This is a genomic window from Serratia sp. CY52157 (assembly GCF_052168495.1).
Classification (GTDB): domain Bacteria; phylum Pseudomonadota; class Gammaproteobacteria; order Enterobacterales; family Enterobacteriaceae; genus Serratia; species Serratia ureilytica.
In genome coordinates, this window is sequence record NZ_JBJNMO010000002.1 from 707,127 (window position 1) to 718,807 (window position 11,681).

Annotated in this window: 9 protein-coding genes; 1 reads left to right on the forward strand and 8 read right to left on the reverse strand. The window is 60.3% G+C overall.

Features of this window, described 5'->3' with window-relative positions; all coding sequences use genetic code 11:
• Window positions 1–1,011, forward strand: coding sequence for a galactose/methyl galactoside ABC transporter permease MglC (gene mglC, locus ACJ8IP_RS13200; RefSeq protein ID WP_033642445.1), 1,011 nt, complete (start codon window positions 1–3; stop codon window positions 1,009–1,011).
• A gap of 844 nt (window positions 1,012–1,855) precedes the next feature.
• On the opposite strand, the gene sanA is transcribed toward mglC, so the two are convergent.
• The 8 genes from sanA to metG form a co-directional block, all read right to left on the reverse strand.
• Window positions 1,856–2,599 carry an outer membrane permeability protein SanA gene (sanA, locus tag ACJ8IP_RS13205; RefSeq protein ID WP_004938948.1) on the reverse strand — a complete coding sequence of 248 codons (744 nt, stop codon included), beginning with the start codon at window positions 2,597–2,599 and terminating at the stop codon, window positions 1,856–1,858.
• 169 nt (window positions 2,600–2,768) lie between these two features.
• Window positions 2,769–4,466 (reverse strand): NAD-dependent malic enzyme, encoded by a 1,698-nt coding sequence (locus tag ACJ8IP_RS13210; RefSeq protein ID WP_004938945.1) that lies wholly within the window; start codon window positions 4,464–4,466, stop codon window positions 2,769–2,771.
• A 221-nt stretch (window positions 4,467–4,687) separates the two neighbouring features.
• Window positions 4,688–5,572 (reverse strand): cytidine deaminase, encoded by an 885-nt coding sequence (gene cdd / locus ACJ8IP_RS13215; protein WP_442524418.1) that lies wholly within the window; start codon window positions 5,570–5,572, stop codon window positions 4,688–4,690.
• Between the two features lie 137 nt (window positions 5,573–5,709).
• On the reverse strand, window positions 5,710–6,405 hold the full coding sequence (locus ACJ8IP_RS13220; protein WP_442524419.1) for a CidB/LrgB family autolysis modulator: 696 nt from the start codon (window positions 6,403–6,405) through the stop codon (window positions 5,710–5,712).
• On the reverse strand, window positions 6,402–6,809 hold the full coding sequence (locus ACJ8IP_RS13225; RefSeq protein WP_033642448.1) for a CidA/LrgA family protein: 408 nt from the start codon (window positions 6,807–6,809) through the stop codon (window positions 6,402–6,404). The genes ACJ8IP_RS13220 and ACJ8IP_RS13225 overlap by 4 nt, the downstream gene beginning before the upstream one ends.
• A gap of 138 nt (window positions 6,810–6,947) precedes the next feature.
• Complete coding sequence (locus ACJ8IP_RS13230) at window positions 6,948–8,162, reverse strand: MFS transporter (protein WP_033650599.1); 1,215 nt, start codon at window positions 8,160–8,162, stop codon at window positions 6,948–6,950.
• Between the two features lie 131 nt (window positions 8,163–8,293).
• Window positions 8,294–9,361 carry a sugar ABC transporter substrate-binding protein gene (locus ACJ8IP_RS13235; protein ID WP_442524420.1) on the reverse strand — a complete coding sequence of 356 codons (1,068 nt, stop codon included), beginning with the start codon at window positions 9,359–9,361 and terminating at the stop codon, window positions 8,294–8,296.
• Between the two features lie 224 nt (window positions 9,362–9,585).
• The gene (metG, locus tag ACJ8IP_RS13240) at window positions 9,586–11,613 is read right to left on the reverse strand and encodes a methionine--tRNA ligase (protein WP_442524421.1); all 2,028 of its coding nucleotides are present in this window, start codon (window positions 11,611–11,613) and stop codon (window positions 9,586–9,588) included.
• Between the last annotated feature and the right edge of the window lie 68 nt (window positions 11,614–11,681).

The window sequence follows — 11,681 nt, forward strand, 5'->3', positions numbered from 1 at the left end:
ATGAACGCGCTAAATAAAAAAACCTTATTTACCTATTTCAAGGAAGGCGGCATTTACGTGGTGTTGCTGGTGCTGTTGGCCATCATCATCATTCAGGACCCCACTTTCCTCAGCCTGATGAACCTGAGCAATATCCTGACGCAGTCTTCGGTGCGCATCATCATCGCGCTGGGCGTGGCGGGGCTGATCGTGACCCAGGGCACCGACCTGTCCGCCGGGCGGCAGGTGGGGCTGGCGGCGGTGGTGGCGGCCACGCTGCTGCAGTCGATGGATAACGTCAACAAAGTGTTCCCGCACATGGAAACCTGGTCGATTCCCGTGGTTATCCTGCTGGTGTGTGCGGTCGGCGCGGTGATCGGCCTGGTTAACGGCCTGATTATCGCCTACCTCAACGTGACGCCGTTCATCACCACGTTGGGCACCATGATCATCGTCTACGGCATCAACTCGCTGTATTACGATTCGGTCGGCGCGTCGCCGGTCGCCGGCTTCGATCCGAAATTCTCCACCTTTGCCCAAGGCTTCTTGCGCTTCGGCGACTTCAAGCTGTCGTACATCACCTTCTATGCGCTGATTGCCATCATTTTCGTCTGGATCTTGTGGACCAAGACCCGCTTCGGCAAGAACATCTTCGCCATCGGCGGCAACCCGGAAGCGGCCAAAGTGTCCGGCGTCAATGTGCCGCTGAACCTGATCATGATCTATGCGCTGTCCGGCGTGTTCTATGCCTTCGGCGGCTTGCTGGAAGCGGGGCGCATCGGCAGCGCCACCAACAACCTCGGCTTTATGTATGAGCTGGACGCCATCGCCGCCTGCGTGGTGGGGGGGGTCTCGTTTGCCGGCGGGGTGGGTACGGTGTGGGGCGTGGTGACCGGGGTGATCATCTTTACCGTCATCAACTACGGCCTGACCTATATCGGCATCAACCCGTACTGGCAGTACATCATCAAGGGCAGCATCATCATCTTCGCCGTGGCGCTGGACTCGTTGAAATACGCCAAGAAGAAGTAGATCTACCGCAGCAGAGACGACAAGGCCGGCCTATTGCCTAATGCTGGTCAGTTAGCGTTTTTTTGAAGTACTCGAGTCGTTTTCGGTCGATAAATGAGAGGTGCATCATGAGGCTCCAGCACCTCGACCGAGCCAGGGGCCGAAGGCGCGGCCCCTGGCAACCCGCGCCTTTGCCCTATCAGACGGTTGGCTTTGCCAACTGCCCTCTCTCCGCCATAGCGCATTGAGGCCGGTTGCGACAGGCGTCCCTGCCTGTCTCACCTGAAACCGCCGTCCATGGCGGTTTCTCCTAATGCACTATGCCTGCGTTCGGCGTCTTCAAGGGCGTCCAATACCGTGCTCATCTCCGATTACGCTTCTCTGTCATAACCTCATAAGGGACAGGTTGCCCGGTAGCTGCCAGCTCGGATGTTGACCTTAGGCGCGCATCACCGGCTGCCGAGCAAGACGGCGTTGTCAGGGGCAACCGGCCAGGGAAGGCCGGTTGAGGCGAGACTAACAGGGACGTTTGTCGCAGCCGACCCGCCCGACAATGCAGACGCGGCGAGGACAAATCTGCCGGGAGCAGATTTGAACGCTGCTTGCAGCGGCCCCGAAGGGGCGAGGCCCAGGGTGGGCCGAGTAATTTCCGCACAGCGGACAGACGGTGTTAAGCAAGGGCGCGGGTGGAGGGGCCGCGCCTTCGGCCCCTCCAATTGCCGTTCATTGTAGTAACAGAGAAATTCGGGGGATTTACGGCAATTCATCCTGCACGTCACGTAAAGAGACTGGATAAAAAATACCAGTCAGGCTTAAGTGACCGGCATTAGGCCTATTCTTCCGGCTTTTTTGGGCGTTTGCCGCGTCAGGGCTGTTTGGCTTTCTGTTTCTCTTCTTTCAGCTTGTGCTCCAGCTCCACCAACTGTTCCGGTGACACGGCGGGATAACCCTGGGCGTCTTCCGGCACGGTGTGCATGGCGGAGATCGGGATCAGCGGGCCGAGGAAGCGCGGCTCGCGCTTGAGGATGTACAGATCGGTCAGCGCGCCCAGACGGGCGAAGATCTCGCGGGCGCGCACCGTCATCATGTCCTTTGGCGACGGCACCGCGTAACACTGTGCCTGAATGCCCATGTGCAGGGCGATAAACAGCGCGCGCTCGCAGTGGAAGCGCTGGGTGATGATGATGAAATCGTTGGTGTCGAACACCTTGCGGGTGCGCACGATGGAATCCAGGGTGCGGAAGCCGGCGTAATCCAGCACGATATCGCTCGGCGCCACGCCGGCGGCGATCAGATCGCGGCGCATGGTCATCGGTTCGTTATAGCTTTGCTGGGCATTGTCGCCGCTCAGCAGCAGGTATTTCACCTTGCCGCTGTTATAGGCGTTGATCGCTCCCTGAATGCGGTAACGGTAGTACTGGTTGATCACGCCGGTGCGATAATACTTGGCGGTGCCGAGCACTACGCCGACCTGGCGATGTGGCAATTCCTGCAGTTCGTCGTAGACGTAAGGCGCGGTTTTCCAGCTGATCCAGCGATCGAGCGCAATAGCCGAGCCCATCAACACCGCAATGATGATGAACAGGCTGATTATCAGGCGTTTCCACATGTTGTTGCCTTACGCGCGCCGGGCTGAAAAAGATGGATCAAGGCTACTTTACCTGACCGACCGACGCAAGACGCGAACCGCCTGAAGCACGCGCGTCGCCGCATTTTTCGGCGGTTTTGCCGCACAAAAAAGCCCGGCGGAACCGGGCTGGGTCATTTCAGCGCGTCAATCAGAACGAGGTGCGCTTATAGCTGCGGTACTGCGGCCGCCAGAAGTTGTGCTCGATGGCTTTCGACAGTGCGTCTTCGGAGGTGACGATCGCCACACCCTGCAGCTGGGCGGCTTTGCCCACTTCCATGGCGATGCACTTCGATACGCCCTGAATATCGTCGATATTCGGCAGCAGCGCGCCGTGGCCGTCGGTCGCCAGCGGCGAACAATCCGCCAGCGCGCGGCTGGCGGCCATCAGCATGGCGTCGGTGACGCGGGTGGCGCCGGAGGCCAGCACGCCCAAACCGATGCCCGGGAAGATGTAGGAGTTGTTGCACTGGGCAATCGGGTACAGCTGCTCTTTGTAGCTTACCGGCGCAAACGGGCTGCCGGTCGCGACCAGGGCGGCGCCGTCGGTCCAGTTGATGATGTCTTCCGGACGGGCTTCCACGCGCGAGGTTGGGTTGGACAGCGGCATCACGATAGGGCGTTCGCAGTGCTTGTGCATCTCGCGGATCAGCTCTTCGGTAAACAGCCCCGGCTGGCCGGAAACGCCGATCAGAATGGTCGGCTTGGCGTTGCGCACCACGTCCAGCAGCGAGATGGCGTCGCTGGCGGTTTCCCAACCGGCCAGGTTGTCGCTCTTCTGCACCAGCTTGCTCTGGAAGTCGAGCAGGTTCGGCAGTTTGTCGGTCAGCAGGCCGAAACGGTCAACCATGAATACGCGGGCGCGCGCTTCGTCTTCGCTCAACCCTTCGGACTTCATCTGCGCGATGATCTGCTCGGCGATGCCGCAGCCGGCGGAACCGGCGCCGAGGAAGGTGACGGTCTGATCGCGCAGCTGGCTGCCGGCGGCGCGGCTGGCGGCGATCAGGCTGCCGAGGGTGACCGCGGCGGTGCCCTGGATGTCGTCGTTAAAGCAGCAGATCTCGTCGCGGTAGCGGTTCAGCAGCGGGGTGGCGTTGTTCTGCGCGAAGTCTTCGAACTGCAGCAGCACGTTCGGCCAGCGGCGTTTGACCGCCTGAATAAACTCTTCGACGAAGGCGTGGTATTCCTCGCCGGAGATGCGCGGATGGCGCCAGCCCATGTACAGCGGATCGTTGAGGCGCTGCGGGTTGTTGGTGCCGACGTCCAACACTACCGGCAGGGTATAGGCCGGGCTGATGCCGCCGCAGGCGGTATACAGCGACAGCTTGCCGATGGGGATACCCATGCCGCCGATGCCCTGGTCGCCCAGGCCGAGAATGCGTTCGCCGTCGGTCACCACGATCACCTTGACGTTCTGCTTGGTGGCGTTTTGCAGCATGTCATCGATGCGATCGCGGTTCGGGTAGGAGATGAACAGCCCGCGCGCGCGGCGGTAGATATCGGAGAAGTGCTCGCAGGCCTCGCCGACGGTCGGGGTGTAGATGATTGGCATCATCTCGCTCAGGTGCGAGTCCAGCAGGCGATAGAACAGGGTTTCGTTGGTGTCCTGGATGTTGCGCAGGTAGATGTGCTTATCGTTATCGTTCTTGAAATCCTGATACTGACGGTAGGCGCGTTCCACCTGTTCTTCGATGGTCTCCACCGCTTCCGGCAGCAGGCCGTGCAGGTTGAAGTGGCTACGTTCTTCCTCGGTGAAAGCGCTGCCTTTGTTCAGCAGCGGAAATTCCAGCAGAATCGGGCCGGCGTAAGGGATGTAGAGCGGGCGTTTGCTTTCGTATTCTAGTTCCATCAGTTTTACTCTTCACGTATCAGATAACTGTATTGCCGACGATCCTAAAAGATAAAGAGAAGATGTACAGCATTTGTTGCCCGATGATGAACCAGGTTGGCGTAATTATCGACAATCAAATGATTTTTTAACTAAAGAAAGTGTCTCTGGCGGCGTCGGGGCATTGTATTTGGCGGGCGGTGCTGTTAACGGCGGAACCGGATGGCCCCGCCGTCGTGCGCTTAGAAGGCGGCGCGGCTGACGTTTTGGCAACCCAGCGCCGCCAGGGTGACGCGGGTGGCGTCCCATTGGCTGATGCTCGCGTCCTGCGGCTCGGCCAGGACGGCGCGACGGATAGCTCGGCAGTCGCCGCCGGAGAGGTTCAGCAGGATCAGCGCGGCCTGCAGCGGCGGCAGGCTCGGGTTAAAAGCGGCGTTTTCCGCATAGCGGCCGGCGTAGATATTGCCGTCTGCCGTTTCCAGCGCCACGCCGCTGTGGGCGTTGCTGTACGGCGCGTGGCTCCGGTTGGCCGCCGCCAGCGCCGCTTGCGTCAGCGCATCGTTCAGCGGCAGTTGATGCCCGTGATTGACCTCGTCCATCAGCAGTGAAGCGACATCCAGATCTTTCGGGCCGAAGGCGTCCGGCAGATAGTCCGCCAGCGTGGCCGGCGCGCGGCCAGGCAAACGGATTTGCAGCGCGCCGCCGCTGTTCAGCTCATTCATAAACTGGCGGCAGTGGCCGCACGGCGTATAGTTGACGGTGATCGAGGCCAGCGCTTTTTCGCCGCGCAGCCAGGCGTGAGTCACTGCGCTTTGTTCCGCATGTACGGATTGCTGCAGCGGCGCGCCGCTGAATTCCATATTGGCGCCGAAATAGAGATTGCCGCTTTGCCCGCGCGCGATGGCGCCGACGTGGAAATGCGATATCGGGGTTAACGAGCAGGCCGCCGCCAGCGGCAGCAGCGCGAATGCCAGCGCGTCATCGTCCAACCCGCAACCTGAGCGGATCGCCGCCGCTTGCTCGGCCGTGAACATCGCCGGAAAGTCGGGCGCGTCCAGATAGGGCTGCAGGGCGGATTGCAGTGTCGCGGGCAGTGCGCTGAAAGCGGTGTGAAAACGCGGATGCATGGAAGGTCTCTCTACAGGTTAACGGGATCACATTCTAGGCAGGCCAGAGACATTAAAGTGTGATCAATATCTCTTAAATGATGAAATCAATGCAATAAAAGGCGTAAATGCGAGATGTATCGCAAGTTTCATCCTGATCAACCGAACAGATGCAACAGCACCGGAAACACAAACGGCGCCAGCAGCGAGGTGATGATGCCGCAGATCACCAGCGCCAGCGAGCCGAAGGCGCCCTCCTGATAGTCCATCTCCGCGCAGCGCGCGGTGCCCAGCGCGTGGGAAGCCGTGCCCATCGCCAGGCCACGCGCCGAGGGCGTCGTGATTTTCAACAGGTTGAACAGCGTGTGGCCGAACACGGCGCCGAGGATGCCGACGAAAATAACGCAAACCGCGCTGATCGCCGGAATGCCGCCGAGCGAGTCCGCGACGGCCGTCGCGATCGGCGTAGTGACCGATTTCGGCAAGATAGAGGCGGCGATTTCCGGCGTGGCGCCCAACCACAGGGCGATGGCGCCGCCGCTGATCATGGCGGTCAGGCTGCCGATGAAGCACACTGTGATAATCGACTTCCAGCGCGCGCGGATTTGGTGCAACTGCTCATACAGCGGGAAGGCCAGCGCGACGACCGCCGGCTGCAGCAGATCGTTGAGGATCCTGCTGCCCTGGAAGTAGCGCTCATAGGAAATACCGCTGAGCAGCAGCAGCGGGATGATCACCGCCATGGACACCAGCAGCGGATTGAGCAGCGGCATGTTCAACCGGCGCGCCAGCCAGCGCGCGGCGAAATAGACTGCCAGCGTCAGCGGCAGCGACCACCAGATTTCATGGATCATGAGTTGCCCTCCGTGTCGTCGGGCTTACCGGCAATGCGTCGCTCGCGGTGAAAATAGTGTGAGGTATAGCCGACCACCACCAGCACCATCAGCGTGCTGATCAGGCAAGAAATGACCAGCGGGCCCAGATGCGCGACGATCTGGTCGTAATATTTCATCACGCCGACGCCGATAGGCACGAACAGCAGCACCATGTAGCGGATCAGCAAATGACAGCCGGGTTTAACCCATTTGGCCGGCAGGATCTGGGTGGAGAGCAGCGCGAACAGCAAGAGCATGCCGATGATGCTGCCGGGAATGGCGAACGGCAGCAGCGCCGCCACTGCGTTGCCGACGAACAGACACAGGTAGATGAGGAGCAGGGCCCTGAGGTATTTCCAGCACAGTGTGAGCACGTTGGCCATTGTCTTTTCCCGTTTAACTGACGCATTCATCATACAATTAAACTGTGAGCCACGCCACAGATCGCACTATGAATTCTCGCTATGCCTGCCATGCGCGATCGGCGGGTTGACATCCTGCTTTGAGAGTTGCAGGCAGGGTCAGCGCGCGTCTTCGGCCGTTGCCGCAGAACGTTCCGCCAAACGATGGCCGAGGAAGAAAAACAGCAGGCTGAGCAGCGCGGCGACGATCAGCATCACGAACATCAGCGGCGGCGCGGCGTAGCTGAGCATGACCCCGCACAGCACCGGGTTGATGGCGCCGCCCAATGCGCTGAGGTTCTGTACGCCATAGTAGCTGCCTTTCAGGTGCGGCGGCGCGATAAAGTCGATGAACATGTATTCCACCGGGATAACGATGATCTCGCCTAAGGTAAACACCGCCATCGCCGCCAGCCATAGCCAGACCGCCTGGCCGGCCACCATAAAACCGAGCAGCCCGACGATGAAAAACAGCGTGCCCAGCGCCAGCCAGCGCAGCATATTCTCCTGGCGCATGCCGCGGCTGAGCAGGTATTGCAGGGCGATGACGATACCGGCGTTGACGATCATCACCAACCCGATGATTTTGTAGGCGAACTCGGCGCTGGAGACGGTGATCAGGTACTGCGACAGATAGCCCGTGAACTGACCGAACACCACCGCGCCCAGCGTGCTGCCGAGGGTGAAGTAGATCAGCCGTCGATCGCTTCGCAAGATGGCCAGCGTTTGACGGAAGTTGGCCAGCGCGGCCGGTGCGGCGGCGCTTGGCGCCGGGCGCTGTTCACCACCGCGCAAGCGCAGGCTCAGCGCCGTCACCGTCGCCAGCGCCAGGCCGCCTGACAGGTAGAACGGCAGCAGCGGACTCAGCCCGGCCACCAGAACGCCGAGCGCAGAGCCGATCGCCCAGCCGACGTTGACCAGCGTGTAGTTGATTGAGAAAGCCTTGATGCGCTGCTCGACCGGCAGCCAATCGGCGAAACAGGCCTTAATGGTGATGCTCAGCACCGAATAACAGGTATGCAGGATCGCCAGCACCACGATCACGCCGCCGGGACGCGGGATCCAGGGAATGGCGAAGAAACTCAGCGCGAACAATAAAATCGACAGCAGGATCAGGCGGTTTTTGCTGAATTTGTCCACCAGATAGCCGCCGTACAGGCTGGCGATGATGCCGAGGGTGAGGCTGACGCCCAGGATCACGCCCACGCTTTTCGGCAACAGCTGGAAGTGCTCGGTGAGGTAGATGGTGATGAACGGCAGCGTGACGCCGCGGCCGATGGTCAACACCAGCGAACTGGCCAGCAGTACGTTGATCAGCGAGGGGAATCCCTTCATTTTAAACCTGTTTATGCATACAGTTATTGGGCGATGCAGATAACATAGCGCATTTTGGCGGGGACGGAAGGGGGCTGCCGATATTTATCTAAAAAACAGAGGCTGCGTCGGCAGCCTCGTGAAAAACAGCATTATTTACCGTGTTCGGCCTGCAGCGTGGCGAACCACGGCTGAACGAAATCGCTGCTGCTGCCCCAGCCGGGGATGATCTTCGCCAGGCCGGCGACGTTGACCGGCCCCGGTTGCGCCAGCAGCAGCGCCTGCGGAATGACCGCCGCTTTGAACTGATAGTTGTCCGGCGTGCTTTCCCCGGCGATCTTGTTGGCCACCAGGCGCAGGTTGACCGCGCCGATCAGCTTCGGATCCACCGCCACGCTGACCTGCCACGGGCTGCCGGCCTCGCGCATCAGCTGTAAATCCTGATTGGAGATATCGATGCTGTACAGCTTGATTTCGGTGCGGCCGTTCTCTTTCAACGCCTTGTAAGCCCCTTGGGTAAAGGCGTCCCACGTGCCCCAGATGGCGTCGATCTTGCCTTTCGGGTATTTCGCCAGCACCGCGCCCACCTTGTTGGCGGTATCGCCCTGCACGTCGGATGAGACCGCGCCGATCGATTCCAGCTCATGAATGCCCGGATGCTGTTTCAGCAACTGCTGGTAAGCGGCCTGACGGCGCTCCATCGGCGGGAAGCCGGCCACCCACAGCTTGACAATATTGGCCTGGCCGTTGAAATCCTTCACCAGTTGGCCGAAGGAGGCATTGGTCAGTGAAGCGTCGTCCTGCTGCGAGACGGTGACGCCGGGAACGCTGCCGCTGACGTCGGTATCGAAAGCCGCGACGGCGATGCCGGCCGCCGCGATGCGCTTGACCAGTTCGGTGGAATAGGGGGCTCGCCCCTGCGAGAGAATGATGCCGTCATATTTCTGGCTGATAGCCTGATTGACGAAGTCCTGGAAGCGCGCGTCGTCGCCGTTGCTGAGGAAGGTATCCACCTTGAAGCCCAGCTTGCGCCCTTCCTGAATGGCGCCCGCCAAAAATTGCGTGGTGTTGTCGTCGGATCCGAGGTTGCGGATCACCGCGATGCGCACCGGCCCCTGATGCTGAGCGATGGCGGCGGGTACGGCGGCGTTTTCCGCCGCCTGCAGCGGCAGGGCGGACAACAGACTGAGGGCGAGCAGCGAAGTCTTGAGGTTTTTCATTATTATAGGCTCCAAAAAAGCAGGGAAACGATCCCGGTGAAGGTCTGTTATAGCAGTCTTTCTGTCTGGACGTCTATTTTGGGTTTCGGAGCATCATAGCCGGATGCGGCGGGCAGGGGAATCAGGGCGGTTATGACTTTTTCTTCATGCTTATAACGTGGGGGTTGGGGCAATAAAAAAGGGCCGAGCAAGCTCGACCCTCCCTACGCCGCGCATCTGCGCGATTACTTGACCTGCATGCCAGGCTGCGCGCCGCTGTCCGGGCTCAGCAGGAAGATCTCTTTCCCGCCTGGACCCGCCGCCATCACCATGCCTTCTGACACGCCGAAGCGCATTTTACGCGGCGCCAGGTTGGCGACCATGATGGTCAGACGGCCTTCCAGCGCTTTCGGGTCCGGGTAAGCGGAGCGAATGCCGGAGAAGATTTGGCGCGATTCGCCGCCCAGATCCAGCTGCAGCTTCAGCAGCTTGTCGGAGCCCTCGACAAAGTCGGCGCTCTTGATCAGGGCGATACGCATATCGACCTTGGCGAAATCGTCGAAGGTGATGGTTTCCTGGATCGGATCGTCAGCCAGCGGGCCGGTCACCGGCTTGGTGGCGGCCATGTCTTCTTTCGAGGCGCTGACCATCTCGTTGACCTTGTCCAGATCGATGCGGTTGAACAGCGCTTTGAACGCGTTCACCTGATGGCCCAGCAGCGGCTGCGGGATCGCCTCCCAGCTCAGCTCGGCGTTGAGGAACGCTTCGGCGCGTTCGGTCAGCGAAGGCAGCACCGGCTTAAGGTAAGTCATCAGCACGCGGAACAGGTTGATGCCCATCGAGCAGATGGCCTGCAGATCGGCGTCGCGGCCTTCTTCCTTCGCCACCACCCACGGCGCCTGCTCATCCACATAACGGTTGGCCAGATCGGCCAGCGCCATAATTTCGCGGATGGCGCGGCTGAACTCGCGGGCGGCGTAGGCTTCGGCGATGCTCTGGGCCGCGTCGACGAAGGTCTGGTACAGCGCCGGATCGGCCAGGGTGTCGGCCAGCTTGCCGCCGAAGCGCTTGTTGATAAAGCCGGCGTTGCGCGAAGCCAGGTTCACCACCTTGTTGACGATGTCGGCGTTGACGCGCTGCACGAAGTCTTCCAGATTGAGATCGATGTCGTCAATGCGTGAAGAGAGCTTGGCGGCGTAGTAATAGCGCAGGCAGTCGGCGTCCAGGTGCTGCAGGTAGGTGCTGGCCTTGATGAAGGTGCCGCGCGACTTGGACATCTTGGCGCCGTTCACCGTCACGTAACCGTGCACGAACAGGTTGCTCGGTTTGCGGAACTGGCTACCTTCCAGCATCGCCGGCCAGAACAGGCTGTGGAAGTAGACGATGTCCTTGCCGATAAAGTGGTACAGCTCGGTGGTGGAGTCTTTGCGCCAGAACTCGTCGAAGTCCAGATCGCCGCGTTTGTCGCACAGGTTCTTGAAGGAGCCCATGTAGCCGATCGGCGCGTCCAGCCAGACGTAGAAGTATTTGCCCGGCGCATCCGGGATTTCGAAGCCGAAGTAAGGCGCATCGCGGGAGATGTCCCACTGCTGCAGGCCGGATTCGAACCACTCCTGCATCTTGTTCGCCACCTGCTCCTGCAGCGCGCCGGAGCGCGTCCACGCCTGCAGCATTTCGCTGAAGGCCGGCAGGTCGAAGAAGAAGTGCTCGGAGTCGCGCATCACCGGCGTCGCGCCGGAAACCACGGACTTCGGATCGATCAGTTCCGTCGGGCTGTAGGTGGCGCCGCACACTTCGCAGTTGTCGCCGTACTGATCCGGCGATTTGCATTTCGGGCAGGTGCCTTTCACGAAACGGTCCGGCAGGAACATGCCTTTCTCCGGATCGTACAGCTGAGAAATGGTGCGGTTCTTGATAAACCCGTTTTCTTTCAAGCGGCTGTAAATCAGGGTGGACAGCTCACGGTTTTCATCGCTATGGGTCGAATGATAGTTGTCATAGCTGATGCCAAAGCCGGCGAAATCCTGTTGGTGCTCCTGGCTCATCTCCGCGATCATTTCTTCCGGTTTAACGCCCAGTTGCTGCGCTTTCAGCATGATCGGCGTGCCGTGCGCGTCGTCCGCGCAGATGAAATGCACTTCGTGGCCGCGCATTCGTTGGTAACGCACCCAGATATCCGCCTGGATGTGCTCGAGCATGTGGCCGAGATGGATGGAACCATTTGCGTACGGTAGCGCGCACGTCACCAATAATTTTTTCGCGACTTGAGCCATAGTGAGAACTTGCTTTCTGTAATGAATAAAAGGGCCTTCGATGTTAACCGATCGCGCCCTTCGCTGCT

Excerpts from the sequence above, each read along its gene's own strand:
- mglC (WP_033642445.1), top strand. The coding sequence starts at position 1 with ATGAACGCGCTAAATAAAAAAACCTTATTTACCTATTTCAAGGAAGGC.
- sanA (WP_004938948.1), bottom strand. The coding sequence starts at position 2,599 with ATGTGGAAACGCCTGATAATCAGCCTGTTCATCATCATTGCGGTGTTG.
- ACJ8IP_RS13210 (WP_004938945.1), bottom strand. The coding sequence starts at position 4,466 with ATGGAACTAGAATACGAAAGCAAACGCCCGCTCTACATCCCTTACGCC.
- cdd (WP_442524418.1), bottom strand. The coding sequence starts at position 5,572 with ATGCATCCGCGTTTTCACACCGCTTTCAGCGCACTGCCCGCGACACTG.
- ACJ8IP_RS13220 (WP_442524419.1), bottom strand. The coding sequence starts at position 6,405 with ATGATCCATGAAATCTGGTGGTCGCTGCCGCTGACGCTGGCAGTCTAT.
- ACJ8IP_RS13225 (WP_033642448.1), bottom strand. The coding sequence starts at position 6,809 with ATGGCCAACGTGCTCACACTGTGCTGGAAATACCTCAGGGCCCTGCTC.
- ACJ8IP_RS13230 (WP_033650599.1), bottom strand. The coding sequence starts at position 8,162 with ATGAAGGGATTCCCCTCGCTGATCAACGTACTGCTGGCCAGTTCGCTG.
- ACJ8IP_RS13235 (WP_442524420.1), bottom strand. The coding sequence starts at position 9,361 with ATGAAAAACCTCAAGACTTCGCTGCTCGCCCTCAGTCTGTTGTCCGCC.
- metG (WP_442524421.1), bottom strand. The coding sequence starts at position 11,613 with ATGGCTCAAGTCGCGAAAAAATTATTGGTGACGTGCGCGCTACCGTAC.